A 25,863-nucleotide genomic window follows, 5' to 3' on the forward strand; every position below is an offset into this window, starting at 1 on the left:
TGCGTGATCCCTGTTCAGCCGAAGTAGCAGCTCACGGTGCCCCACGGGCCATAATCCGCCTGGATCGTGTCGCCTTTGCGGGTCTCGATGGGGCGAATGAACGAGCCGGCGAGAACGACCTGACCGGGTTCCAGCGCAAGCCCATGCGGCGCGATCTTGTTGGCAAGCCAGGCGACGCTGGTGGCGGGATGATTGAGCACGCCGGCGGCGAGGCCCGTTTCTTCTAACTGGCCATTGCGATGGCACATAGCGCCGACCCAGCGCAGGTCAGTCTCCAGCGGCCGCATCGGGCGGCCGCCGAGCACGATGCCGGCATTCGCCGCATTGTCTGCGATAGTGTCGAAGATCTTTCGCGTGGCTTTGGTTGCCGCATCGACGCGCTCGACGCGGGTGTCGAGAATTTCGAGCGCCGGCACCACGAAGTCGGTGGCGTTCAGCACGTCGAACATCGTGCAGGCTGGCCGGGACAGACGTGTCTTCATGACGAAAGCGAGTTCGGCTTCGACGCGGGTTGCGATGAAACGATCGGTGGGAACGATGCCGCCATCGGCGAAGAACATGTCGTCGAGCAGCACGCCGGAATCCGGCTCGTCGATATTCAGCGCGCTCTGCATCGCCTTGGAAGTAAGGCCGATCTTGTGGCCGCGCACGATGCGGCCTTCGCCGGTCTTGATTGCAATCCAGGCTTTCTGGATCGCGTAGGAATCGTCGATGGTGATGCCGGGATGATCCAGCGACAATTGCCGGATCTGCGTCCGGGTCTTCTCGGCGTGATGCAGGCGCTCTGCTGCGCTTGATATGTCTGAAGAGGTAAGTGCCATCGGGTCGTCATCCCGCGCAGAAAAGTCGCGCGGAAAAGTGATTAACATGTTAAGTTGTTGCGATCAAACCCTGGACGCGACAATTCGATTGTGCGTTGCACACTGCGGTGCGCCAGAATCATCCTATAGAGGCGATCATGACGACAGCATCAAAGCCACGGACCGCCGCTAAAATCCCGATGCGCGACTTCTCGCAGTCGCTGCCGATGTCGCTGCTGCGCACGCGGGAATCGGTGATGCGACATTTTCGCCCGTCGCTGCGGGCGCATGATCTCACCGAACAGCAATGGCGCATCCTGCGCGCGCTCGCGGCGTCGGGCGAGATCGAGGTAACGGAACTCGCGCGCGTCGCCTTCCTGCTCGGGCCGAGCCTGTCGCGCATCCTGCGCGATCTCGAAGGGCGCAAGCTGATCGAGCGGCGCTTGCTGAAGGCCGATTTGCGCCGCAGCATTGTCTCGATCACGTCAAAGGGATTGAAATTGATCGAGGCTGTCGCGCCCACATCGGAGGCGATCTATGCCGAGATGACGAAGCGCTTCGGTGCGCGCAAATTGTCCGACCTGCAGGCCTTGTTGCATGAGCTGGAGGCCGCGCTGCTGGCCATGCCTGCAGCCGACGGCGTGGAGGATGATGACGCCGGTGAATAACTGATCTGCATATTTTTGCGGCAAGGCCGTCGCACGCAACGCGAGCGTTAATTCGTCGTACGAATTTCGCTGGGCTGTAGACAGGACAGGAATTTTTCGCTCAACTCCCGCCCATCAAAAGAAGGCTGGCGCTCAAGTCCGGCCTCTTAGGGAGAGAATGATGACGCTCACGAGACGTGGATTCACGGCTGGTATCGCGGCCGGCTTTGCTGCCCCCTACATTATGGGCAGCGCGCGCGCCCAGGGCGGCGGAACGATCAAGATCGGCATGTGCGCGCCGATTACGGGCCCCGCCGCAGAAGCGGGCAAATATGCGACCGGCGGCGCCAAGCTCGCAGTCGAGGCCGTCAACAAGGCTGGCGGCATCCTCGGAAAGCAGATCGAACTGATCATCGAGGACGACCAGACCACCAATCCCGGCATCGTGCTGGCTTTCTCCAAGCTTGCTGCCAATCCCGACATCGTCGGTTTCCTTGGCTCGATCCGCTCGACTCAGGTGCATGCGATGGCGCCCGACGTGCTCAAGCTCGGCAAGCCCGTGATGTTCGGCGGCACCGATCCGAACCTCACCAAGCTCGGCAATCCCTGGCTGTTCCGCTTCCGTCCGAATGACAGCTATTCCGGCCGCGTCATCGCCGAATATGGCGTCAAGAATCTCGACAAGAAGAAGTGGGCCGTGCTGCATTCGACCGATGCGTTCGGCACGGCAGGCGGCAAGGCACTGACCGAAGCGCTCGGGCCGTTGGGTGCAACCGTCGCGCTCGATCAGGGCTATGCCAACCAGAGCCAGGATTTCACCCCGGTTGTGCTCGCGATCAAGCAGTCCGGCGCCGATATCCTTGGCTCCTATTTCACCTTCGAAAACGATCTCGGCATTTTTGCCCGTCAGCTCCGCCAGCTCGGCGTCAACATTCCGTGGGTCGGTTCGCCCTCGATCGTCAACGTCACCGCATTGAAGCTCGCCGGTCCCGCGCTCTACGGCACCTACGGTGTCGCCGACTATGCGGAAGATTCGTCCGAGGCGTCGAAGGCCTTCGGCAAGGTTTACCGCGATGCCTTCAAGGTTGCGCCGGATAACCAGAGCTCATGGACTTATGACGCCATCAACGTCCTGTCGCTTGGTATCAAGAATGCCGGCTCCACCGATCCGCAGAAGATTCGTGAGGCCATCCTTGCCGTCAAGAAATATCCGGGCGCCGAAGGCGAGTATAATTTCGACAAGAATGGCGACGGCCTGCACGGCTACAACATCGTGAAGAACGAGAAGGGCAACATCGTCTTCGACAAGCACATCGAATTCGATAACTAGCCAAGCACTGTCGTTCCGGGGCGCATGGGTGCCTCACGCTGTCATTCCGGGGCACGCGCCCTTCGCGCGTGAACCCGGAATCCCAGACTGTTCAGCGCCTGTTGCCACGCACACCATGTCAAGGTTCCGGGTCTGCGCCTGACGGCGCATCCCGGAACGACGAGTTTGTCTCCATAAGCATTCACCTCCCACCGAGCACGCCTGATGGATCTGGTACTGCAGCTACTGTTTACGGGAATCGGCATCGGAGCCGTCTATGCGCTGGTGGCGCTGGGCTTCGTGCTGATCTTCCGAGCGACAAATGTCGTCAATTTCGCGCAAGGCGAGTTCTCGATGGTCGCCGCCTATCTCATGGTGGTGTGCGCCGTCGATCTGGAACTGCCTTACTGGCTGTCCTTCATCATCGCGCTCGCCGGCATGGCGGTCATCGGCGTCATCTTCAATCTCGGCGTCTATTATCCGCTGCGCCACCGCACCTATCTGCCTGTGATCATCGCCACCATCGGCGCCTCGATCCTGATGGCCAATGGCGTGCTGGCGCTGTACGGCCCGCAGCCGCAGGTGCTGCCGGGCTGGTTCGATACGCCCGGCATCCAGCTCGGGCCGGTCTATCTCGACAGCCAGTATCTCCTGATCATCGGCGTCACCATCGCGCTGGTGATCTTCAATTACTGGTTCTTCGAACACACCATGATTGGCAAGAAGCTGCAGGCGACCTCGCAGGACAAGGAAATGGCCTCGCTGCTCGGCATTTCCGTCTCGACGATGATCATGGTCACCTTCATCTATTCGGCCGTGCTCGGCGGTCTCGCCGGTCTGCTGGTCGCGCCGATCCTGTTCGTGTCGATCCAGATGGGCTCCACCATTGCGCTGAAGGCGTTTGCGGCCACCATCATCGGCGGCTTCGGCGATGTCACTGGCGCCATCATCGGCGGTCTCGCGCTCGGCATCATCGAGACATTTGGCGCGGCCTATGTGTCCGTGCCCTATAAAGACGGCTTCGCTTTCCTCGTGCTGGTGCTGTTCCTGGTGTTTCGTCCGCAGGGCATCTTCGGCGAACGTGTCGCGGAGAAAGCATGAGCACCTCCAGCGACAACATCCCGGCGGTGGTCATCACGCGTCCGAAACCGCTTCTGCTGCGTCACGCGCCGTATTTCATCGGCGCCGCCATTTTGGTCTTTCTGGCGTCGTCGATGCAGTTCGACGGCTACATACTCAATATCCTGATGCAGGCCACCACCTTCGCCATCGCCGTGTTCGGCCTGTCGGTGGTGCTCGGCCTGTGCGGGCAGATCAATCTGGCGCAGGCGGCGTTTTTCGGCTTCGGCGCCTATGCGGTCGGTATCGGCACCACGGACTATCAGCTCAGCTACTGGCTGTGTCTGGTGGCGGGCTGCGTGATGGCACTCGTCGCCGGCGCCGTTCTCGGCCTGTCGACGCTGCGGCTCGGCGGGCATTATCTGGCCATGGTGACGATCTCGTTCCAGCAGATCGTCACGCTGGTGATGATCAATGCGATCTGGCTCACCAAGGGACCGGACGGCGTGTCCAAGATCGGCCGCCCGTCGTTGTTCCTGTCGTCACAGTCCTATCTCGCCTTCTGCGTCGCGATGCTCGCTTTGGTCGGCTACATCGTCTGGCATCTGCCGGACACGCGGCTCGGCCGCGCCATGCGCGCGGTACGCGACAACGAGCTCGCAGCCGGCGTCAACGGCATCGATGTGTTCCGCACCAAGGTCTATGCCTTCGCCATATCTGCCGTACTCGGCGGTCTGGGCGGTGGACTGTTCGCGGGCGGCTTCGCCTATATCAGTCCGGACCAGTTCTCCTTTGCCGAATCCATCGTGTTCCTGACGATGTCGCTGCTCGGCGGCGTCGCGTCGCCGATCGGTTCGGCCATCGGCACGGGCCTGCTGATCCTCATTCCGGAATGGCTGCGTTTCCTCAAGAGCGTGCCGGGCCTGTATCTCGCCATCTACGGCCTGTCGGTGATCCTGATCATCCGCTTCATGCCCGACGGCATCTGGGGTTTCGTCACTGCGGCCTATGATCGCATGCGCAGCAGCAAGAAGGTGGCAGTCACAAGCGCGCCGCTGCAGCTCAAGCCGGCGGCGACCGGCGGCGAGATGGTGCTCGAAGTCACCGGCCTGTCGAAACATTTCGGCGGTTTGAAAGCCGTCGATCAGGTCGACATATCAGTGCGCCGCGGCGGCGTGCACGCGCTGATCGGCCCGAACGGCTCCGGAAAGACCACGACGCTGAACGTGCTATCGGGTCTCTACAACGCGACCGCGGGCAAGGTGGTGCTGGACGGCACCGACGTCACCACGATGCCGCCGCATCTGCGTGCGGCAGCGGGACTCGGCCGCACCTTCCAGAACATCCGCCTGTTCCGCTCGATGACTGCGCTGGAAAACGTCATCATCGGCGCCGAGCGGCCGGGCAATACGCTCACCGGCAAGGGCGATGAAGCCGCGCTGACCGAGCGGGCGCTTGCGGCACTCACTTTCGTCGGCCTCGGCCCGCGCGCCATGGAGCTGATCTCCAGCTTCTCCTACGGCCATCAGCGGCTGATCGAGATCGCGCGCGCCTTGGCGGCGAATCCGACGCTGCTGCTGCTCGATGAGCCCGCTGCCGGTCTCAATTCGACCGAGAAGCTCGAACTGCACGAACTGCTCAAGCGCATCGCGGCACAGGGCCTGACCATCCTGATCATCGATCACGACATGACGCTGGTGTCGGAAGCAGCGCAGCACATCACCGTGCTGAATTTCGGACGGCGTATTGCCGATGGCGAGTCGATGGCGGTGCTGCGCCATCCCGATGTCGTCTCGGCCTATCTCGGAACAGACTGATGCCGCTGCTTGAAATCAACGATCTCAATGTCCGCTACGGCGAAATCGTCGCGCTCCGCGGTGTGTCGTTCAATGTCGAGGAAGGGCAGGTGGTCACGCTGCTCGGTGCCAACGGTGCCGGCAAGTCGACCACGCTGCGCGCGATCTCGGGTCTCGCCAAGCCGGCTTCGGGCGATATCCTGTTCGACGGCAAGTCGATCGCAGGCCTTGGCCCGGAAGCCATCGTGCGGATGGGCATCAGCCACGTGCCGGAGGGCAGGCGGGTATTTCCCGGCCTGACGGTGAAAGAGAACATCATGCTCGGGGGCTCCAACCGCAAAGCGAACAAGGCTGAGTTGTCGCGCGAAGCCGACGCGATGTTCGACCTGTTTCCCGATATACGGAAATTCTCTGGTGCGCTCGGCTGGACGTTGTCGGGCGGCCAGTTGCAGATGGTCGCGGTCGCGCGCGGCCTGATGGCCAAGCCGCGGTTGCTACTCCTGGACGAGCCGTCGCTCGGCCTCGCGCCGGTCATCGTGCAAGCGGTGTTCCGCATCATCACGGAAATCCGCCTGAGCACCACGGTCTTGCTTGTGGAGCAAAATGCGCGCATGGGACTATCGGTCGCCGATCAGGGCTACGTGCTGGAAACCGGCCGTATCGTGCTTGGCGGCAAGCCGGAGGATCTCTGGGCCAACGAGGCCATCGCGGCCGCCTATCTCGGCGGTCATGGTAAACCTGCAGCAGGTCTTGCGGCCCATTGAGGGCTTGCACTGACGGCCTCGCTGCCCATCAACAAGGACGAATGTCCCGCCATGGTTACAGTTCAAGTCAACAAGCTCATCGATTTCGTCGCCGACGTGTTCGCCCATGCCGACTCTTCTCCGGAAGAAGCCCGGCGCATCGCGACCTATCTCACCACCGCGAACCTGACCGGCCATGACAGCCACGGCGTCATCCGCGTGCCCGTCTATATCCGCTGGCGCAATAACGGGATGATCACCCCGAACCAGACCATCGAAATCCCCGTCGATACGCCGTCGCTCGCCGTCGTCGATGGCCGTTTCGGCTATGGCCAGACGGTCGGACCGCTGGCGGTGAAGCTCGGCATCGAGAAGTGCAAGGCGGCCGGTCTCTCCGCCATCGCCACCAAGAATTCCGGTCATATCGGCCGCATCGGCGACTGGGCGGAAATGGCCGCCGCCGAAGGCCTGGTCTCGATCCATTTTGTCACGGCCGCCGGCTCCGTGCTGGTCGCGCCCTATGGCGGCGTCGAGCGCCGTTTGTCCACCGCGCCCTATTGCGTCGGCATTCCGCGTCCCGGACAGATGCCGGTGGTGCTTGATTTCGCGACCTCGGTTGTTGCCGAAGGCAAGGTGCTGGTCGCCTCGCGCGGCGGCAAGAAACTGCCGAAGGGCGCGCTGATTGCGCCCGATGGGTCGCTGAGCGAAGACCCGGCGCTGCTTTACGGCCCGCATGAGATGCAAGGTCCGCGCGATCACTCCAAGGGCACCGGCGCGATCCGTGCCTTCGGCGATCACAAGGGCTCGGGCCTCGCATTGATCTGCGAATTGCTCGGCGGTGCGCTCACCGGCAACGGTGCCACCAAGTATGATCGGCCTTTCGCCAATGGCATGTTCTCGATCTATATCGATCCGAAGGTCATCGACCCCGCCAACTTCTTCGACGGCGAAGTCGCGCGTTATGTCGACTTCTTCAAGAGCGCCAAGCCGGCTGCCGGCGTCGATGCCGTTCTGATCCCCGGCGACAACGAAGCGAAGACTCGCGCCGAGCGCACCGCCAATGGCGTGCCATTGCCGGATGAGACCTGGGCTGCCATCGTGCAGACCGCGCGCGACGTCGGCGTCAGCGAAGACGCCGTGAAGAAGGCGACGTCGTAGTCATGCGTCTCGCTCCACGCACCGTCGTCATGCCCGGGCTTGTCCCGGGCATCCACGTCTTTACTATCAATCACTGAAAAGGCGTGGATGGCCGGGACAAGCCCGGCCATGACGTCTCATGAAGAGCGGAGGAAATATCGATGGCAAACAAAGTCAAGGAAATCTGGAAGGCGGGCAAGGTCGCCGTCAACGGCTGGCTCGCGATTCCGTCGGGCTTCTCTGCCGAAGTGATGGCGCAGTGCGGCTTCGACAGCGTCACCGTGGATATCCAGCACGGCGTGCAGGACTACATGTCGATGGTGGAGTGCTTCCAGGCGATGGGTGCCCATCCGGTGACGCCAATGGTCCGCGTGCCATGGAACGAGCCCGGCATCATCGGCAAGGTGCTCGATGGCGGCGCCTATGGCGTGATCTGTCCGATGGTCAACACCAAGGAAGAAGCCGAGAACTTCGTCCAGTATTGCAAGTATCCGCCGCGTGGCACCCGCAGCAACGGCCCGATCCGCTCGGGTATGTATGGCGGCGCCGGCGACTACCAGAAGACGGCCAATGCCGACATCATCTGCCTGCCGATGCTGGAAACCAAGACCGCGGTCGACAACATGGAAGCCATCCTCGACGTCGAAGGCATCGACGGCGTCTATGTCGGTCCTTCCGACCTCGGCTTCTCCTATGGTCTGGTGCCGAAGCTCGACCGCGAAGAGCCGGAGATCCTCAAGATCTATGACAAGCTGATCAAGGAATGCGACAAGCGCGGCCTCAATCCGGGCATCCACTGCTCGGGTCCCGCCGGCGCCGCCAAGAACATCGGCATGGGCTTCAAGCTGGTGACACTGCTCAACGACAGCGGCATTCTCGCCACGGGCGCAAAGAGCTGGGTCAACGACACCCGCAAGGGCTCGGGCGGCAAGGCGTAAGCCATCACACTCTCGTCGTTCCGGGGCGCGCGCCGCAGGCGCGCGAGCCCGGAACCTCGCAATGAGAGCCACCTCTCTCCGCACGTGACGTGAGAGGTGATGAACACAATAAGATTCCGGGCTCCGTCCCGCCGCCTACGGCGTCGGTCCGTCCCCGGAATGACTGTGTTAAAGGCGGAAGATCACTCCCCAACCGACCCGGCGTCCGTTTTCGCCTCGCTCTGCCGGCCGTCGATCACGTCGGCGAAGCGCGTGAGTTCGTGCATCAGCAACTGTTGTCCTTCGAGTCCGAGCGGTGCCAACAACTCGCGCTGCACGTCGAACACCCGCGGGATCGCTTCGTTGATGACTGTCTCGCCCGCCGACGTGAGCTGGACACGCAGCGTGCGGCGATCGTTCGGCTCCGGCAGCCGCGCCAGGTAGTTCTGCGCTTCCAGCTTGTTGAGCCGGCTGGTCAGGCCCGCGCCTGACAGCAGCAGCGATTGGGCGATCTGCTTCGGTGACAGGCTGTAGGGCGCGCCGGCGCGGCGCAGCGCCGTCAGCACGTCATAGGTGCCGCGCGTCAGTTCGAAGGGCGCGAGCGCCTCGTCGATGAGGGCCGTACATTGCATCTGAATCCGGCCGATCAGGCCGTAGATGTGCACCGGGCTGGGGTCGATATCCGGCCGCTCCGTCTGCCACTGCGAGAAAATGGCATCGACCTGTTCGCGCATCGCCGCGCGCGCGCGCGTCGGGCGACGCGAGGGTGGTTTCGATCCAGATGTCTCGTCAGTCATGGTGTCAGGGCGTCCAGTCGATCACACGTCGTTCGATAAACTCGATGCCGTGAAACAGCGCAATACTCAACACGGTGAGCAGCGCGATGGCGGCGAAAGCGAGCGGCGTCTGTGACTGCGCGGTGGAGGTCAGGATCAGATAGCCGAGCCCGTCCTGCGCGGCGACGAATTCGCTGATCACGGCGCCGATCACGGCGAAGGTCACCGCCACCTTGCAGCCGGTGAAGAAGTGCGGCAGCGCCACGGGAACGCGCAGCCGGCGGAACACCATATGCGGCGAGGCGCCGAGCGAGCGCATCAGGTCGAGCATGGTCTTTGGCGCAGCCTCGAAGCCGGCGACCATGTTGACGAGAATCGGGAAGAAGCAGACCAGCACCACGACCAGGATCTTCGGCCATTCCGAGAGGCCGAACCACAGGATGATCAGCGGCGCCACGGCGACCTTCGGCACCGACTGCAGGCCGAGCAGGATCGGATAGATGATCCGGCGTGCCAGTGGATTGAGGCTGATCAGGATCGCCAGGGGCAGCGACAGCGCGATCGCCAGCACGAAGCCGAGCACCGTTTCACGCAGCGTTACTAGCGTATTGGAGGCAAGCTCCGGCGCCCACTTTACGGCTGAATGATAGATTTCCAGTGGCGCCGGCAGGATCCAGGTCGGAATCTTCAGGACGTCAGTGATCAACTCCCAACCGATCAAGAGCGCCAGATAGATCAGCGGCGTGGCGGCGCGGTCGATGAAGCGCGAGATCATGTCAGTCTCCCGTCCGGTTGAAGATGATGTCCCGGATCTGGTTCTTGATCTCCTGGAAACGCGGCAGCTTCACGGTGTCGGCATCGCGCGGACGCGGCAGATCGATGGTGATGTCGGCACGGATAGTGCCGGGTCGTTCCGACATGATCAGCACGCGGTCACCGAGCAGGATCGCTTCCTCGATGTCATGGGTGATGAGCAGCGCGGCGCGACCCAGCTCCTGCCAGAGGCGCGAGAGTTCGAGCGACAATTCCTCGCGGGTGAGCGCGTCGAGCGCGCCAAAGGGTTCGTCGAGGAGCAGCAGGCGCGGATCGGAGATCATGGCGCGGCAGAAGGCGGCGCGCTGCTTCATGCCGCCGGACAGTGCCTGCGGGCGCTGATGGGCAAAATCCTTCAGGCCGGTGAGTTCGAGCAGCTTCAGCGCCCGCTCGCGCGCGGCGGCTTTCGGCAGCGCCAGCACGTCGGCGGGAAGCAATACGTTGTCGAGCACGCTCGTCCATGGAAACAGCACGTGCTCCTGAAACACGATGCCGACTTCATGCGATGGGCCGTCGAGCGGCGTGCCATAGCGCTGCATGGTGCCACTGTCCGGCATTTCCAGCCCGGCAACGAGGCGCAGCAGCGTGGACTTGCCGCAGCCTGATGGGCCGACCACCGAGACGAAACTGCCGGGATCGATGCGCAGATCGACCGGGCCGAGTGCATGGGTCGCCTTGCCGCCTTTCCCGGGATAGGTCTTGGTGACGCCCTTGAGATCGATCGCAGAAACCACCGCCGCGGCAGTCCGCGACGGCGCATCATTGTATGCGGGGATCGCCGTCATCAGTCGATGAAGCCCGGCGCGAACAGGTCTTCCGGCTTCACGGGATTCTTCAGCGTGAAGTTGGCCGACATCACATCGACGGTGCTGGCGATGCTCTTCGGGTCGATATGGCCGAGCGATCCCTTCACCTCGGCGAGTTCCTTCACCAGCCTGGTCTCGCCTTCGATCACCGCCGGCTGCAGTTCCTTCTGATATTTCGCCATGATGGTGGCGGCCTCCGCCGGATTGGCGAAGGCGTCCTTCATGCCCTTGATGGTGGCGCGGACGAAGGCCTTCACCTGATCCGGGCTCTTCGCGATCATCTCCTCGGAGGCGATCAGGCCGTTGCCGTAATAATCGAGATTGGAGTCGGCGTAGTTGATGCGGGTGACTTCCTTCGGCGCCACGGCTGCTGCAATCAGCGGCTCGCCGACCGAGAACTGGCAGATCGCATCCGCGCGGCCATTGGCGAGCAGTGACGGCAGCGCCGAGCCTTCGGCGACCACCCACTTCACCTTGCTGGCGTCGATGCCGGCGGCCTTGGCGAAAGCCGGGAACAGCAGGCGCACCGAGCTTGATGCGGTGTCGGCGACGGTCTTGCCTTCGAGATCCTTCGGCGAATTGATGCCGCTGCCCTTGATGGCGAAGATCGCTTGCGGCGGCTTGGCATAGACCACCGAGACCAGCTTCACCGGCACGCCGTCATTGCCGCGCGCCAGCACCAGCGAACCGGCATCGGCGAAGCCGAAGGTGGCGACGCCGGCAGCAACCTTTTTGATGGCGTCGGCCGAGCCCTGGCCACGCACGAAGGTCACGTCGAAGCCCTCGGCCTTGTAGTAACCCTTCTCGCGGGCGACGTAGAAATAAGCGTGGCGGCCGTTGAAGCCGAAATCGGTGATGAAATTGATCTCGGCAGCCTGCGCGCTGGAGACGCCGGCCGTAGCCAGGGTCGCGAGCAGGGCGGCGGTGAGGCGAGCGCGGAATTTCATGGTCTGACCTTCAGTGGTGGGTGAGGAGGAGTCCGGCTTTCGGTGCGCAAGCCGCGCACCCAAATTCGTTCGCAATCGAATAAATGCTAAGGGCGGCTTTGAGGAAGATCAACGGCTGCGCTGCCCAAAAACTCATCGCGATCATCAAAAATACGCGCAAAATCCACGCATATGGCTCGTTTCTGAGGCGGCTTATGCCCTCGCTTGACAGCCGCAATCAGCCCGTTCTATGCGAAATCGTTAGCTATCGAACAATCTGCTGCCCGGACGCTGTGGCGCCGCTGGAACGAGGTGAGAGATGGATCGCGGAACACGGATCGCCGTTCTCGGCGCGGGTCTCGCCGGATTGACGGTGGCGGGGCTGCTGCAGCGCGCCGGCTTCCAGGTCGCGGTCTATGAGCAGTCGCCGAGTTTTTCGCGCATTGGCGCCGGCATCATCCTTGGCGCTAATGTTTCGAAGGTGCTGCGCCGGCTCGATCTCGAAGAGGCCTTTGCCGCCACCGGCATTCGCCCCGATGCGTTTCTGAGCCGTGCATGGGATACGGGCGAACAGCTTTACAGGCTCGATTTCGACGCGGAATGCGAAGCGCGTTTCGGCGGCCCCTTTGTCAACATCCACCGCGCCGATCTGCATCAGTTGCTGCAGCGACCGCTCGCGCCCGGCACCATCCGTTTCGGCCACAAGCTAACCGGCATCGAGGAGCGCGGCGATGCGCTCGCTTTGCGCTTCGAGAACGGCACAAGCGCGGAAGCCGATATCGCCATCGGCGCTGACGGCATTCGCTCCATCACCCGCGAACTCATCCTTGGCGCGGAAGAGCCGCGCTTCATCGGGCGTTCTGCACCGCGCGCGGTGTTTCCGGCCAGCCGCATCAAGGGTGATCCTATCAACGACTGTACCAAGTGGTGGGCGCCCGACCGGCATACGCTGGCTTACTACATGACGCCCGACCGGCAGGAGGTCTATGTCATGGCGGCGCTGCCGATGGCGCGCTGGGACGGCGACGGTTCGCCGGTGAAGGGCGACCGCGACGAATTCATTGCCGCCTTCGACGATGCGCATCCCGATCTCAGGCGCGCGGCGAAAGCGGCGGAAGATGTCACCGTGTGGCCGATCCACGACCGGCCGCGCAACGACACCTGGCACAAGGGCCGCGTGGTGCTGATGGGCGATGCCTGCCATGCCGTGCGTCCGTTCATGGCGGCTGGCGGCTCGGCCGCCATCGAGGACGCCGCGATCCTCAGCCGCTGCATCGCCGAATTCGGTAATCCCGCTACGGCCTTCGCGCATTACACGATGATCCGCATCCCGCGTGTCGCCGACATCCAGCAGATTTCCATCGCCAATTCGTGGATGCATGGCCCGACCGAGACCGACTGGTTCTTCGGTTATGATGCCTGCACCGTGCCGCTCGACCGAGCCATTCCGGAGGCCCTATGTCCGAACTTGCAGCGATGAAGCCCGGCGACATCCGTCCTGAACCGATGCAGGCGCGCGATCTCGTCGGTTACGGCGCCACGTCACCCGATCCACGCTGGCCCAACGGCGCGAAGATCGCGGTCAGCATCAGCCTGAATATCGAAGGTGGCGGCGAGTCCACGCTGGTGAACGGCGATGCAGTCTCCGAAGGCATGCTGAATGACATCGGCGTGCCGACGAAAGAGGGCGTCCGCGTTCCGCTGGTGGAGTCCGTGTTCGAATATGGCAGCCGTCGCGGCGCCTGGCGCATTCTCGATGTGCTCGATCGTTTCAGGGTGCCTGTCAGTATTCTCGGCGTCGCGCGGGCGATGGAGCAGAATCCCGAACTGGCGAAAGCCTGCGTTGCGCGCGGCCACGAGATGGTCAGCCACGGCTATCGCTGGATCGACTATTGCCATGTGGATGAAGCGACCGAGCGTGCGCATATCCGCAAGGCGATCGAGATACTTTCCGAGGTGACCGGTAGCCGCCCGCTCGGCTGGATGACCGGCCGCCCCGGTCCCAACACGCGGCGGCTGCTCGCGGAGGAGGGCGGTTTTCTCTACGATCGCGACTCGCTCGCGGATGAGTTGCCCTATTGGGTGAAGACCGAGCATGGTCCGTTTCTCGTCGTGCCTTACTCCTATGAATCCAACGACAATCGCTTCAACGAGAATTCAGGCTTCGCGACCGGCGAGCAATTCTTCACATACATGCGCGACGCGTTCGATGTTCTCTACGCGGAAGGCGTCGCCGGCGCGCCGAAACTGCTGTCCATCGGTTTGCATGACCGTTTGATCGGCCGTCCTGGCCGTGTTGGCGGGCTCATCAAGATGCTCGAACATATGAGCGCGCATGATGGCGTATGGTTCTGCCGCGGCATCGATGTCGCGCAGCATTGGCGAACGCATTTTCCACCGAAGGCGTGACGAGCCGCTGACGGCCGGGCAATATTCCGGCTGATGGCATGCACGCCAGAGGCGGTGTTGCCGCATGTGTTCGCCGAGCGCCTGTGCGTGTCACTGCTGCTTTGCCTTCGCAGGCGAAGCCGGTCATACTCGATGCACTTATCCGCAGAGATAAGATCAAATCGGGAGGACGATCGTGCGAAACAACTTGCGTCTGCTCAATCGACGCCAATTCGTCACCGCGGGCGCAGGCGCTGTTGCACTGTTGAGTGCGCCGTCACTCGTCCGCGCCAACACCTGGCCAACCAAGCCGATCAAGATTCTTGCGGGCTCCGCGGCCGGCGGCCAGACCGATCAATTCTCGCGCGTCTATGGCGAGTACCTGTCGCGTGAACTCGGGCAGACCGTGGTGGTCGAGAACAAGGCCGGTGCCGGCGGCGCCGTTGCAGCGATGGAGCTGAAACGCTCCGATCCCGACGGCCACACGCTGATGATCTGCAACACCACCGCCTATATGCTCAATCCTGTTCTCATCAAGGACATCAAGTACAGTGTCCCGCAGGACTTCGCCTGGGTCGCGGTGATGCCGGGCGGAAGCCTGCCGCTGATGGTAAGCGAAAAGGTCGGCGCGAAGACGCTCAAGGACTTCATCGACTATGCGCGCAAGGCCGAGAAGGTGAATGTCGGCACATATGCGTCCGGCTCCTTCGCGCATATGGTCATTGTCGAGCTCAACAAGCAGTATGGGCTGAAGATGGAAGCCGTGCATTATCGCGGCGAGGCGCCCATGTGGCAGGATCTCGCCGGCGGGTCGATTGATGCGGGCATCGGCAGCTATGCGGCGGCATTGCCGGTGCTGCAAACCGGGAAAGCGCGCGCCGTCGCGGTGTCACGCCGCCGGATCAAGGATCTTCCCGACGTCGGCACATTCCTCGAACAGGGCGCAACGTCGCGCGCGCATAGCCTTTTGACCTTTCAGGGTTGTGTGGCTCCCGCGAAGACGCCGCCGGAGGTCGTCGCAAAACTGTCCGCGCTGTTCGTTGGCGCCGGCAAGAGCGATCGCGTGCGTGAACTGCTCAAGAGCCAGGGTATCGATGAGGGCCCGATGACGCTGGAGGCGAGCCAGGCGCTCTACAAGGAAGAGGCGCCGGTCTGGGCCGAACTCGCCGCGAGCCTGGGACCGCAGCCGCAGTAGCTGGGTCTCAAGGCATTCTGGGCAGTCCGGCCCGCCACACACTGTCATTCCGGGGCGCACGAAGCGGCGTGGCCGCGTAGTGCGAACCCGGAATCTCGAAGTGTTTTGCTGAACATGTTGGGATTCCGGGTTCGCGTGCGCGAAGGCGCGCCCGCACCCCGGAACGACGAGCTGGGGCGGCAAGACTGCGCCAAACATTTTTTCCTATCCCGTTGACAACATCCCCATAAAGGTTTATATTCCCTTTCGTCCTGCCCCACCGAGAGGGGCGATCGCGATCGTCACGTTCGCGGGGTGGGATGCGGTGGACGCCGGAGATGCGGCGTTACGCGGTTCATGGATGACGTCTGTCTTCGGGCAGGACGGATCTGCGCCAGCACTGCCACTGGCAAGGAGACGGCCGACCCTGGGATGGAAAGACCCCTGGACCGTGTGACGGACGACCAAGTCGAAACGCGTCCGGCCTAAGTGCTTGAGGCTACCCTGTCCCTCCGCCCTGGGACACTAATTTTGGTGATGGGGCCGTTCGCCAAGGCAGATGTGCAAGCAAGTCGAAAAAACACCGCAGGCGGAACGTCGGGCACTTGCCCGGCGCCTCCGAAAGTCCTGATGCATTCTCACTTGCGGAAGACCGCATCGCATCAGGCCCAAGGGTGCAACGGGCACCCGGCGTTCCGCACGCCCTCTTAAGGGAGGGTGGGAATGCAAAAGACGACGGCGCCCCCGCGCCGCAAACAATGGGGGTGATGACGCATGTCTGATGGGCGTCACCAAGGGCCAAAGCAGGGCTGACGTCGCCTGCGTCTTTCAGCTAGAGTCATTCCAAACAAGAGGTCTGCCAGACCACAAAACGCGCGCGAGGAAATTCCAATGGCTCCATCTCCCGTCATTCGTCTACATGACAACGACGCCGTATTGATCGCGCGTACCACGCTGCTGCCCGGTACCCCGGTGACGACAGGCGTCGTGACGTCGGAGCGCATCCCCGCGGGCCATAAGGTCGCGATCCGGCCCATCGCCACCGGCGAGGAGATCCGCCGCTACGGCCAGATCATCGGCTTTGCCACCCAGCCGATCGCGCCGGGCCAGCATGTCCATACGCAGAACATGGGCATGGGCGATTTCGATCGCGATTACGCCTATGGCGTCGACGTCAAGCCGACGCCGAATTTCGATCTGCCCGCGAGGTTCATGGGTTTCAGGCGCAGCGATGGCCGCGTCGCCACGCGCAACTATATCGGCATCCTCACCTCGGTGAATTGCAGCGCGCATGTCGCCAGCATGGTCGCCGATGTGTTCAAGAAGAATCCCTTCACCGGGCACAATCCGCTCGCCGACTATCCCAATGTCGATGGCGTCGTTGCGCTCACCCACAAGACCGGCTGCGGCATGACGCAGGACGAACCGCTGACGCTGCTGCGCCGGACGCTTGGCGGTTACGCGCGGCATGTGAATTTCTCGCATGTGGTCGTGCTCGGCCTCGGCTGCGAGATCAACCAGATCGGCGGCTTGATGCAGGAGCAGAAGCTCGCCGGACGCCTGCGCGAAATGCAGATCCAGGAGATCGGCGGCACCCGCAAGACCACCGAGGCCGGCGTTGCCTTCGTCAATGAAGTCCTGGCCGATGCCAACAACGTCACGCGCGAGGAAGTCTCGGCCAGCGAGTTGACGGTGGCCCTGCAATGCGGCGGCTCCGATGGCTATTCCGGTATCTCGGCCAATCCGGCGCTCGGCGCGGCGAGCGATCTGCTGGTGCGCCATGGGGGCACCGTGGTGCTGTCGGAAACGCCGGAGACCTATGGCGCCGAACATCTGTTGACGCGCCGCGCGGTGTCGCGCGAGGTCGGCGAGAAGCTGGTCGGACTGATGCGCTGGTGGGACGCCTATTGCGAACGCGAGGGCGCCGAGATGAATGCCAATCCGAGCCCCGGCAACAAGGCCGGTGGCCTCACCACCATTCTCGAAAAGTCGCTCGGCGCCATGGCCAAGGCCGGCTCGACCAATCTCGTCGACGTGCTGAACTATGCCGAGACGATCACCAAGAAGGGTTTTGTGTTCATGGACACGCCCGGCTACGACCCCGTTGCCGCGACCGGGCAGGTCGCCGGCGGCGCCAATCTCGTCTGCTTCACCACCGGCCGCGGCAGCGTGTTCGGCTGCAAGCCGGCACCGTCCATCAAGCTCGCCACCAACACGCCGATGTTCAAGCGGATGGAAGAGGACATGGACATCAATTGCGGAACCATCCTCGATGGCGAAGAGACGGTGCAGGAATGCGGCCAGCGCATCTTCGAGCTGATGCTCAAGACCGCGTCCGGCGCGCCGACCAAGAGCGAGAGCTTCGATTTCGGCGGCGCGGAATTCGCGCCGTGGGTCTTGGGCGCGACGATGTGAGGGAAGCAAGCGAGGCTGCTCAGACCCCTCCACCGTCATTGCGAGGAGCGAAGCGACGCGGCAATTCAGTCTTTTCATCCTCAAGAAGAAGACTGGATTGCTTCGTCGCAAGGGCTCCTCGCAATGACGACTGAGAGGTTTGCGTCCGGCCGCATCCAATCGAGGCACATCGTGCCCGTTGTTAGAGCTTGATCCCTGGCACCTCCGGTGTTCTGCTTAAAAAAGCTGCTGGAGTTGCGCCACTGTGTCGATCTTCGTCGCACTGAACCACGTCACCCATTACAAATATGATCGGCCGATCACGCTGGGGCCGCAGACCATCCGGCTGCGACCGGCGCCGCATGCGCGCACGCCGATCCTGAGTTATTCGCTGAAGGTCACGCCGACCAATCACTTCGTGAACTGGCAGCAGGATCCGCAGGGCAACTGGCTGGCGCGCTTCGTTTTCCCGGAACCGGCCAACGAACTGAAAATCGAGGTCGACTTCACCGCCGAGATGACGGTGATCAATCCGTTCGACTTCTTCGTCGAGCCCTATGCCGAGACATTTCCCTTCGCCTATACCGACGACCTGAAGAGCGAACTCGCGCCCTATATGGCGACGACGGAGCCGGGGCCGCGCTTCACGGCCTATATGGCGGAGATCGCGAAGGAAGCGCCGAACACGGTCAACTTCCTCGTCGAGCTCAATGCGCGCCTGCGCGAGAAGGTCAACTACATCATCCGCATGGAGCCCGGCGTACAGACGCCGGAAGAGACGCTGCTGTCCGGCGCGGGCTCATGCCGCGACTCTGCGTGGCTCCTGATCGAGACGCTGCGCCATCTCGGTCTCGCCGCGCGTTTTGTCTCCGGCTATCTGATCCAGTTGCGCCCGGACATCGATCCGATCGAAGGGCCGCCCGAAGTCGAGGCTGATTTCACGGACCTGCACGCCTGGGCCGAAGTCTATATTCCCGGCGCCGGCTGGGTCGGCTTCGATGCGACCTCGGGCATGTTGACGGGCGAGGGGCACGTCCCAGTCGCGGCGACACCGCATTTCCGGTCGGCGGCGCCGATCTCCGGCATGGCCGGCTTCGCCGAAGTCGAGTTCGCGTTCGCGATGGGCGTCAAACGTATTCGCGAGGCGCCGCGGATCACAAAGCCGTTCTCGGATGAATCCTGGGCCAGGCTCGATGCGCTCGGCGAGAAGGTCGACGCCGATCTCAAAGCTCATGACGTGCGTCTCACCATGGGCGGCGAGCCGACCTTCGTCTCCGTCGACGATATGGAATCGCCGGAGTGGAATACGGCCGCCGTCGGTCCGACCAAGCGCGGCCTCGGCGACGATCTGATCCGCCGGCTGCGGACGCGCTTCGCACCGGGTGGCCTGATGCATTACGGGCAGGGCAAATGGTATCCCGGCGAAAGTCTGCCGCGCTGGGCGTTCGGCCTGTATTGGCGCAAGGATGGCGTGCCGATCTGGAAGAACGATGCGCTGATCTCACGGATCGAAGGCCCGCGTAGCGCCGATATCGGCGGTGCCGAGCGTTTTGCCGAAGGCACGGCGCGGCGGCTTGGCCTGCCGAAGGACTATGTCATCCCGGCCTTCGAGGATCCCGTCTATTGGGAGCAGAAGGAATCGAACCTGCCGAACAATGTCGTGCCCGGCGACTCCAAATTGCCCGATCCGGAGGAACGCGCGCGCATGGCGCGGGTCTTCGAACATGGACTCGACAGGCCGAAGGGGTTTGTGCTGCCGATCCAGCGCTGGAATACGGAGGCGGCCGCGGACAGACGCTGGCGGTCCGAGCGGTGGAAGCTCCGCCGCGGCAACCTGTTCCTGACACCCGGCGATTCACCGATGGGCCTGCGCCTGCCGTTGTCGTCGCTGCCGCACCTCACCGAAGAGGAATATCCGTTCATCGTCGAGCAGGATCCGCTGGAGCCGCGCGGCGACATGCCGGTGTTCGACGAAATCGCGTCTGCGGAAAACCAGCCTGCCGCGCAATACGTCCAGGAGCAGCAGATTCGTTCCGGCGGCGTGCGTACCGCGATGTCGATTGAAATTCGCGACGGCATTCTCTGTGCCTTCATGCCGCCGGTCGAGAAGTTTGAAGATTATCTCGAACTGGTGACGGCGCTGGAGGCGACGGCCGAAGAACTGCAGATGCAGGTGCACGTCGAAGGCTATCCGCCGCCGTTCGATCCACGCGTCGAGGTCATCAAGGTGACGCCGGATCCGGGCGTGCTGGAGATCAACATTCATCCCGCCTCGAGTTGGCGCGAAGCCGTCGATACCACGACATTTCTCTATGAAGAGGCCGCGAAGACGCGGCTCGGCGCCAACAAGTTTCTGCTGGATGGTCGTCACACCGGCACCGGTGGTGGCAATCACGTGGTGGTCGGCGGCAGCTCGCCGGCGGATTCGCCGTTCCTGCGTCGGCCGGATCTCCTGAAGAGCCTCGTACTGTATTGGCAGCGTCATCCGTCGCTGTCCTATCTGTTCTCCGGCATGTTCATCGGCCCGACAAGTCAGGCACCGCGCATCGACGAGGCGCGGCATGACGGTCTCTACGAATTGGAGATCGCGCTGGCACAGGTGCCGCCCCCGGGCGAGAAGGCGCCGCTGTGGCTGGTGGATCGGCTGTTCCGGCACATCCTCGTCGATATCACCGGCAATACCCATCGCGCCGAGATCTGTATCGACAAACTCTATTCGCCCGATGGCACGACAGGTCGTCTCGGCCTCGTCGAATTCCGTGCGCTCGAAATGCCGCCCGATCCGCGCATGTCGCTGGCGCAACAGCTGTTGATCCGCGCGCTGATCGCGAAGATGTGGCGCGAGCCGCAGGACGGCAAATTCGTGCGCTGGGGCACCGCGCTGCATGATCGTTTCATGCTGCCGCATTTCCTCTGGGAGGATTTCCAGGACGTACTCACCGAACTCGGCCGCTCCGGCTACGAATTCTCCAGGGAATGGTTCGAAGCCCAACTCGAATTCCGCTTCCCCGTGTTCGGTCACGTCACCTATGGCGGCGTGACGCTTGAAGTCCGACAGGCACTGGAGCCTTGGCATGTGCTGGGCGAGGAGGGCTCGGCCGGCGGCACCGTCCGTTATGTGGATTCCTCGGTGGAGCGGTTGCAGCTCAAGGCCAACGGTTTCACGCCGGGCCGGCACATCATTACCTGCAACGGCCGGGCGCTGCCGATGACTGACACCGGCCGGGCCGGCGAGGTGGTCGCGGGCGTCCGTTTCAAGGCCTGGCAGCCGGCCTCCGGCCTGCACCCGACGATTCCGGTCCATGCGCCGCTGGTGTTCGATATTTATGACAGCTGGAATCGGCGGTCGCTTGGCGGTTGCGTCTATCATGTGGCGCATCCCGGCGGCCGCAATTACGAGACAAAACCGGTCAATGCCTATGAGGCGGAGGCCCGGCGGCTGGCCCGGTTTGAGGAGATCGGCCACACGCCCGGCGAAATCGCCCCGCCAAGGGCAGAACGCACACTTGAATTCCCATTGACCCTCGACTTGCGAACGCCTCTCCTGCATTGAGAATGCAGGTAGTTTGGGCTGGAGAGTCGGAATGACGGGACAGGCCGGTCAGGGGAAAAAGCCCCGTCCGGGACATCGTAAAGTCGCGCAATGGACCCGCGACTACGAGCGGCTGCCCGGAATTTCCGACGAATTCATCGCCCAGGACGGCACCCCCCGCGAGGTCTGGACCCGGTTCTTCGAGGCGTTCGGCGGTCTGGCGCCGGCCGAAATCGAGCGCCGCTTCGGCTCCGCTGACCGTCATCTCCGGGAAGCCGGCGTCACCTACCGCGCGCCCGGCGAAATCGCCGACCGGATCTGGCCGCTCAGCCATGTGCCACTCCTGATCGACGAATCCGAATGGCTGCAGATTTCAGCGGCAATGACGCAGCGCGCCGAGTTGCTGGAGAAGATCCTCGGCGATCTCTATGGCGATGCCAGCCTTGTCGCGTCCGGCGCGATCCCGGCGGCGGCGATTGCCGGCAGTTCGGAATATCTGCGGGCGATGCGCGGTGTGAAACCGCCCGGTGGCCGCTATCTCAACGTCTATGCCGCCGATCTCGGCCGCGGTCCCGATGGCCGCTGGTGGGTGCTCGGCGATCGCACGCAAGCGCCGTCCGGCATGGGCTATGCGCTGGAAAACCGACTGGTGCTGTCGCGCGCCTTCACCGACCTCTACAAGTCGATGAATGTCGAGCGCGTCGCGCCGTTCTTCGAAGCGTTTCGCGACAGCCTGCGCGCCTCTGCCGACCGCGATGAGCCGCGCGTCGGCCTGTTGTCACCGGGGCCGTTCAGCGAGACCTATTTCGAACACGCGACGCTGGCGCGCTATCTCGGTTTCCTGCTGGTGGAAGGCGATGACCTCGCAGTCTCAGGCGACCGTGTGCACATCCGCACTGTGGCCGGCTTGAAGCGCCTTGATGTGCTGCTGCGCCGTGTGGATGCCAATTCGCTCGACCCGCTGGAGCTTGATGCCTCGTCGCAACTCGGTGTGCCCGGGCTGATCGACGTCGTCAGAAAGAATGGCGTCGTCGTCGCAAACATGCCCGGCTCCGGCGTGATGGAAGCGCGCGCACTGCTGGGCTTCCTGCCAAGCTTGAGCCGGAAGCTGCTCGGCGAACCACTCAAGATGCCGCATATCGCCACCTGGTGGTGCGGCCAGAAATCGGCGCGCGAGGAAGTGCTGGCGCGGCTCGACGATTTCGCGATCGAAGGCGCCTATGGCGGAGCGGTGCCCGGTTTTCCTGGCTACTCGCCTGTGCTGCCGTCGCAGCTCTCGCCGGATGAACGCGAGCGCCTGAAGGCAGCGATCTCCAATCGCGGCGTCGATTATGTCGGGCAGGAGCTGGTGCAGCTGTCGACTACGCCGGTCTGGGACAATGGCCGGCTCGCGCCGCGCCCCTTCGTGCTGCGCGTCTTCGCGGCGGCGACGCCGGACGGTTGGACCATCATGCCCGGTGGTTTCTGCCGGATCGCCGACCAGCCCGATGCCCGCGCCGTGTCCATGGGCGCGGGCGCACGCGCCGCCGACGTCTGGGTGGTGGCCGACAAGGTTGTTGCTGCATCGACGCTACTGCCGGCCGTGGACAATGTGCGTATCCGCCGCATCGCCGGCTGGGTGCCAAGCCGCGCCGCCGACAATCTGTTCTGGCTCGGGCGCTATCTCGAGCGCGCCGAATCCACACTGCGTCTGATCCGTGCACTCAGCGTGCCGCAGCGCGATCCCGGCAAGGGCGGCGCCACTGGACAGCAGTCGATCGAGCGCATCCAGCGCATGCTGATGACCTGGGGCGCGACATCGCTGACATCACGTTCGCAGCCGGCGAAGGTCGCCGCGCAAGCCTTGCAGAGCGAGGAGCAGTTTGGCTCGGCGCTATCGCTGGTGCGCTCCGCATTGCGGACCGCAACCTCGCTGCGCGAACGGCTGTCGCCGGATGCCTGGCAGGTCATCACCGAAATGGCCGAGCGGCTTGCGCATGAGGTCGAAGATGACGATGACGTCGTCAGTGCAGCCGAGCTGACCTTGCAGGAACTGGCGAGCTTCGCCGGTCTCGCGCAGGAAAACATGAACCGTGCCGCCGGCTGGCGATTCCTCGAAATGGGCCGCCGTGCCGAACGCGCGATCAACACCACGCGCTTCGCGCGGCAATTCGCATCCGACGAGGCGACGAGCGACGATCTCGACATCCTGCTGACGCTGGTGGATTGCCAGATCACCTATCGCTCGCGTTATCTGGTTGGCCCGCTACTCGCGCCGGTGCGCGATCTCGTGGTGCTCGATCCCTATAATCCGCGCTCGGTGGCGTTCCAGGTCTCGGCACTGAACGATCACATCGCCAGCCTGCCGACGCTGAAGGAGAATGGCCTGATGGAACGGCCGCAGCGGCTGGCGGTGGCGCTGCGTTCGTCGCTCGTCACCGGCGAGGCATCCGAGATTCATACCAAGTCACTGTTTGCGCTGGAGCAGGATCTGCTGACGCTCGCGGATTCCATCGGCCTGCATTACTTCCCGCACGGCGCCAGCGCATCGCGTCCTGAAAAGCTTACGGGGCTGGCGTGATCTACGAAATCCGCCATGTCACGACCTATAGCTATGAAAGCCCGGTGAGCTATGCGCGCTGCTCGCTGCGTCTGCAGCCCAATAGCAGCGCCGGTCAGCAATTGGTCTCTCACAGCGTCGATATCAAGCCGCTGCCGGCGGCCCGCGCCATGCGGACGGATTTCTTCGGCACGCCGACGGAAAGCGTACTGATCGAAACCCCGCACAAGATGCTGCGGATCGATAGCCGGTCGCGGGTCTATGTCGAGCGCTTCGCGCCTGGGCGCGGCGACGACAGTCCTTCCTGGGAGAGCGTCCGCGAAGCGTCGTTCGATTCCAGCGACCTCGGCGGTGCCTCGCCGATCGGCTACGTCTTCGCCAGTCCGCTGGTGCCGATCATCGATGCCGTCACGGACTATGCGGCGGTGAGTTTTACCGAAGGCCGCGGGATTCTCGCGGGCGCCGTCGACCTGATGCATCGCATCCGCACCGAGTTCAAGTACGATCCGAAGGCCACGGTGATTTCGACGCCGTTGCAGGAGGTGCTGGATAAGCGCCACGGCGTCTGTCAGGATTTTGCGCATATCATGATTGCGGGCATGCGCGGCCTCGGCCTGCCTGCCGCCTATGTCAGCGGATATCTGCGCACCATTCCCCCGCCGGGCAAGGAACGCTTGCAGGGCGCCGACGCAACCCATGCCTGGGTGTCGGTCTGGTGCGGCGAAGAACTCGGCTGGATCGGCTTCGATCCGACCAACGACATTTTGGTCGAGAACGATCATATCGTGCTGGCGATCGGCCGCGATTTCTCGGACGTGTCGCCGGTCGATGGCGTGATCGTCGGCGCGCGCAAGCAGAAGCTCGCTGTCGCCGTCGACGTGCTGCTGCTGGAATGACCATCGTCCGTCGCGCGCATAACACGGCCGACATCGTCATTCTCGGTGCTGGTGCGGCCGGCCTGATGTGCGCCGGCATTGCGGGGCAGCGCGGTCGCTCGGTGATGCTGCTTGAGCAGGCGAGGGCGCCGGGCGAGAAGATCCGCATCTCCGGTGGTGGGCGCTGCAATTTCACCAACCTGCATACGACGCCGGCGAATTTCCTGTCGCAAAATCCGCAATTCTGCAAATCCGCACTGAAGGGGTTTACCCAGCAGGATTTCATCGCACTGGTCGAGAAATATCGCATCGCCTATCACGAGAAGACGCGCGGGCAACTCTTCTGCGACGGCTCGTCCCAGCAGATCATCGACATGCTGCTGGATGAAAACCGCCGCAGCGAGGTGCAGATGCGGCTTGGCGTCGGCATTCTCGGCGTGACGAAGAACGAGAGCGGCTTCGTTGTCGCCACGGATCAGGGCGAATATCGCAGTCAGTCGCTGGTCGTCGCGACCGGCGGGCCCTCGATCCCGAAAATGGGCGCCAGTGCCTTTGGTTACAAACTGGCGCAACAATTCGGGCTGAAGATGATCGCGCCGCGGGCCGCACTGGTGCCCCTGACCTTCGACGTTGCGGCGCTTGCGCAATTCAAGGATCTGGCGGGCGTTGCCGTCGATGCCGTGGTCAGTGTCGGCAAGACCAAATTCGACGAGGCGCTGCTGTTTACCCATCGCGGTCTCAGCGGGCCGGCAGTCCTGCAGATTTCGTCCTATTGGCGCGACGGGCTCGATGTCGTCATCGACATGGCGCCGACGCGCGATGTGCTCGTCGCCCTGAAGGACGCGCGCCGCGAACGCCCGCGACAGGAACTGGCGACCGTGCTCGGCGATCTCCTGCCCAAGCGACTGGCCCAGATGATCGCCGACAAGATTGCCGGGCCGCCGCGACTGGCGGATTTTTCGGACAAGCTTCTGGCGTCGGTAGCCGCGGCAGTGAAGGAATGGCGCGTGCGGCCGAATGGCACCGAGGGTTATCGCACGGCCGAGGTAACCCTTGGCGGCGTGGACACCACAGAACTGTCATCGAAAACGTTTGAGGCCACATCGGTGCCGGGGCTGTATTTCATCGGTGAGGTCGTCGATGTCACCGGCCATCTCGGTGGTTTCAATTTCCAGTGGGCGTGGTCGTCCGGCGTTGCCGCGGGGCGGCACGTCTAGACAGCCTCCGGCGAA

The 25,863-nt window shown here is 63.3% G+C and carries 20 protein-coding genes; 15 read left to right on the plus strand and 5 right to left on the minus strand.

Annotated features, from left to right (window positions below; all coding sequences use genetic code 11):
- Positions 1-14: 14 nt before the first annotated feature.
- On the minus strand, positions 15-821 hold the full coding sequence (gene hpaH / locus AB8A38_RS28670) for a 2-oxo-hept-4-ene-1,7-dioate hydratase (protein ID WP_439088264.1): 807 nt from the start codon (positions 819-821) through the stop codon (positions 15-17).
- Positions 822-958: 137 nt separating this feature from the next.
- On the opposite strand from hpaH, the gene hpaR reads away from it, so the two are divergent.
- The 7 genes from hpaR to AB8A38_RS28705 all read left to right on the plus strand — a co-directional run bounded on the left by hpaR (position 959) and on the right by AB8A38_RS28705 (position 8,429).
- Positions 959-1,468, plus strand: coding sequence for a homoprotocatechuate degradation operon regulator HpaR (hpaR, locus tag AB8A38_RS28675; RefSeq protein WP_439088265.1), 510 nt, complete (start codon positions 959-961; stop codon positions 1,466-1,468).
- A gap of 160 nt (positions 1,469-1,628) precedes the next feature.
- Positions 1,629-2,777 (plus strand): ABC transporter substrate-binding protein, encoded by a 1,149-nt coding sequence (locus AB8A38_RS28680; protein WP_439088267.1) that lies wholly within the window; start codon positions 1,629-1,631, stop codon positions 2,775-2,777.
- A gap of 204 nt (positions 2,778-2,981) precedes the next feature.
- Entirely contained in the window at positions 2,982-3,857 is an 876-nt protein-coding gene (locus AB8A38_RS28685; RefSeq protein WP_315842989.1) for a branched-chain amino acid ABC transporter permease, read from the plus strand.
- Complete coding sequence (locus tag AB8A38_RS28690) at positions 3,854-5,632, plus strand: branched-chain amino acid ABC transporter ATP-binding protein/permease (RefSeq protein WP_439088269.1); 1,779 nt, start codon at positions 3,854-3,856, stop codon at positions 5,630-5,632. The genes AB8A38_RS28685 and AB8A38_RS28690 overlap by 4 nt, the downstream gene beginning before the upstream one ends.
- Complete coding sequence (locus AB8A38_RS28695; protein WP_315842987.1) at positions 5,632-6,375, plus strand: ABC transporter ATP-binding protein; 744 nt, start codon at positions 5,632-5,634, stop codon at positions 6,373-6,375. Before AB8A38_RS28690 ends, AB8A38_RS28695 begins: the two co-directional genes overlap by 1 nt.
- A gap of 51 nt (positions 6,376-6,426) precedes the next feature.
- A complete protein-coding gene (locus AB8A38_RS28700; RefSeq protein WP_439088270.1) occupies positions 6,427-7,512 on the plus strand; it encodes a malate/lactate/ureidoglycolate dehydrogenase in 1,086 nt (361 codons plus the stop codon).
- Positions 7,513-7,652: 140 nt separating this feature from the next.
- A complete protein-coding gene (locus AB8A38_RS28705; RefSeq protein ID WP_092146581.1) occupies positions 7,653-8,429 on the plus strand; it encodes an HpcH/HpaI aldolase family protein in 777 nt (258 codons plus the stop codon).
- 182 nt (positions 8,430-8,611) lie between these two features.
- On the opposite strand, the gene AB8A38_RS28710 is transcribed toward AB8A38_RS28705, so the two are convergent.
- The 4 genes from AB8A38_RS28710 to AB8A38_RS28725 form a co-directional block, all read right to left on the minus strand.
- Positions 8,612-9,142 carry a MarR family winged helix-turn-helix transcriptional regulator gene (locus AB8A38_RS28710; protein ID WP_315842985.1) on the minus strand — a complete coding sequence of 177 codons (531 nt, stop codon included), beginning with the start codon at positions 9,140-9,142 and terminating at the stop codon, positions 8,612-8,614.
- A gap of 67 nt (positions 9,143-9,209) precedes the next feature.
- Positions 9,210-9,959, minus strand: a complete 750-nt coding sequence (locus AB8A38_RS28715; RefSeq protein WP_439088272.1) for an ABC transporter permease — start codon at positions 9,957-9,959, stop codon at positions 9,210-9,212.
- A gap of 1 nt (position 9,960) precedes the next feature.
- The gene (locus AB8A38_RS28720; RefSeq protein WP_439088273.1) at positions 9,961-10,782 is read right to left on the minus strand and encodes an ABC transporter ATP-binding protein; all 822 of its coding nucleotides are present in this window, start codon (positions 10,780-10,782) and stop codon (positions 9,961-9,963) included.
- Complete coding sequence (locus tag AB8A38_RS28725) at positions 10,782-11,750, minus strand: ABC transporter substrate-binding protein (protein ID WP_439088275.1); 969 nt, start codon at positions 11,748-11,750, stop codon at positions 10,782-10,784. Before AB8A38_RS28725 ends, AB8A38_RS28720 begins: the two co-directional genes overlap by 1 nt.
- A 298-nt stretch (positions 11,751-12,048) precedes the next feature.
- On the opposite strand from AB8A38_RS28725, the gene AB8A38_RS28730 reads away from it, so the two are divergent.
- The 8 genes from AB8A38_RS28730 to AB8A38_RS28765 all read left to right on the plus strand — a co-directional run bounded on the left by AB8A38_RS28730 (position 12,049) and on the right by AB8A38_RS28765 (position 25,848).
- Complete coding sequence (locus AB8A38_RS28730; protein WP_439088276.1) at positions 12,049-13,209, plus strand: FAD-dependent oxidoreductase; 1,161 nt, start codon at positions 12,049-12,051, stop codon at positions 13,207-13,209.
- Entirely contained in the window at positions 13,188-14,138 is a 951-nt protein-coding gene (locus AB8A38_RS28735) for a polysaccharide deacetylase family protein (protein WP_439088277.1), read from the plus strand. Before AB8A38_RS28730 ends, AB8A38_RS28735 begins: the two co-directional genes overlap by 22 nt.
- A gap of 175 nt (positions 14,139-14,313) precedes the next feature.
- Positions 14,314-15,312: a Bug family tripartite tricarboxylate transporter substrate binding protein gene (locus AB8A38_RS28740; RefSeq protein WP_439088279.1), complete on the plus strand. Its 999-nt coding sequence runs from the start codon at positions 14,314-14,316 to the stop codon at positions 15,310-15,312.
- An 870-nt stretch (positions 15,313-16,182) separates the two neighbouring features.
- Positions 16,183-17,706 carry a UxaA family hydrolase gene (locus AB8A38_RS28745; protein WP_439088281.1) on the plus strand — a complete coding sequence of 508 codons (1,524 nt, stop codon included), beginning with the start codon at positions 16,183-16,185 and terminating at the stop codon, positions 17,704-17,706.
- Positions 17,707-17,950: 244 nt separating this feature from the next.
- Positions 17,951-21,238, plus strand: a complete 3,288-nt coding sequence (locus AB8A38_RS28750) for a DUF2126 domain-containing protein (RefSeq protein ID WP_439088283.1) — start codon at positions 17,951-17,953, stop codon at positions 21,236-21,238.
- A 31-nt stretch (positions 21,239-21,269) separates the two neighbouring features.
- Entirely contained in the window at positions 21,270-23,777 is a 2,508-nt protein-coding gene (locus tag AB8A38_RS28755; RefSeq protein ID WP_439088284.1) for a circularly permuted type 2 ATP-grasp protein, read from the plus strand.
- Positions 23,774-24,652, plus strand: a complete 879-nt coding sequence (locus tag AB8A38_RS28760) for a transglutaminase family protein (protein WP_439088286.1) — start codon at positions 23,774-23,776, stop codon at positions 24,650-24,652. The genes AB8A38_RS28755 and AB8A38_RS28760 overlap by 4 nt, the downstream gene beginning before the upstream one ends.
- Positions 24,649-25,848, plus strand: coding sequence for an NAD(P)/FAD-dependent oxidoreductase (locus AB8A38_RS28765; protein WP_439088287.1), 1,200 nt, complete (start codon positions 24,649-24,651; stop codon positions 25,846-25,848). Before AB8A38_RS28760 ends, AB8A38_RS28765 begins: the two co-directional genes overlap by 4 nt.
- Positions 25,849-25,863: the final 15 nt, after the last annotated feature.

This window comes from Tardiphaga sp. 839_C3_N1_4 (assembly GCF_051811045.1).
Taxonomy (GTDB): domain Bacteria; phylum Pseudomonadota; class Alphaproteobacteria; order Rhizobiales; family Xanthobacteraceae; genus Tardiphaga.

Coding starts and splice junctions, on each gene's coding strand:
- hpaH (WP_439088264.1), bottom strand. CDS start 821: ATGGCACTTACCTCTTCAGACATATCAAGCGCAGCAGAGCGCCTGCAT.
- hpaR (WP_439088265.1), top strand. CDS start 959: ATGACGACAGCATCAAAGCCACGGACCGCCGCTAAAATCCCGATGCGC.
- AB8A38_RS28680 (WP_439088267.1), top strand. CDS start 1,629: ATGACGCTCACGAGACGTGGATTCACGGCTGGTATCGCGGCCGGCTTT.
- AB8A38_RS28685 (WP_315842989.1), top strand. CDS start 2,982: ATGGATCTGGTACTGCAGCTACTGTTTACGGGAATCGGCATCGGAGCC.
- AB8A38_RS28690 (WP_439088269.1), top strand. CDS start 3,854: ATGAGCACCTCCAGCGACAACATCCCGGCGGTGGTCATCACGCGTCCG.
- AB8A38_RS28695 (WP_315842987.1), top strand. CDS start 5,632: ATGCCGCTGCTTGAAATCAACGATCTCAATGTCCGCTACGGCGAAATC.
- AB8A38_RS28700 (WP_439088270.1), top strand. CDS start 6,427: ATGGTTACAGTTCAAGTCAACAAGCTCATCGATTTCGTCGCCGACGTG.
- AB8A38_RS28705 (WP_092146581.1), top strand. CDS start 7,653: ATGGCAAACAAAGTCAAGGAAATCTGGAAGGCGGGCAAGGTCGCCGTC.
- AB8A38_RS28710 (WP_315842985.1), bottom strand. CDS start 9,142: ATGCGCGAACAGGTCGATGCCATTTTCTCGCAGTGGCAGACGGAGCGG.
- AB8A38_RS28715 (WP_439088272.1), bottom strand. CDS start 9,959: ATGATCTCGCGCTTCATCGACCGCGCCGCCACGCCGCTGATCTATCTG.
- AB8A38_RS28720 (WP_439088273.1), bottom strand. CDS start 10,782: ATGACGGCGATCCCCGCATACAATGATGCGCCGTCGCGGACTGCCGCG.
- AB8A38_RS28725 (WP_439088275.1), bottom strand. CDS start 11,750: ATGAAATTCCGCGCTCGCCTCACCGCCGCCCTGCTCGCGACCCTGGCT.
- AB8A38_RS28730 (WP_439088276.1), top strand. CDS start 12,049: ATGGATCGCGGAACACGGATCGCCGTTCTCGGCGCGGGTCTCGCCGGA.
- AB8A38_RS28735 (WP_439088277.1), top strand. CDS start 13,188: ATGTCCGAACTTGCAGCGATGAAGCCCGGCGACATCCGTCCTGAACCG.
- AB8A38_RS28745 (WP_439088281.1), top strand. CDS start 16,183: ATGGCTCCATCTCCCGTCATTCGTCTACATGACAACGACGCCGTATTG.
- AB8A38_RS28755 (WP_439088284.1), top strand. CDS start 21,270: ATGACGGGACAGGCCGGTCAGGGGAAAAAGCCCCGTCCGGGACATCGT.
- AB8A38_RS28765 (WP_439088287.1), top strand. CDS start 24,649: ATGACCATCGTCCGTCGCGCGCATAACACGGCCGACATCGTCATTCTC.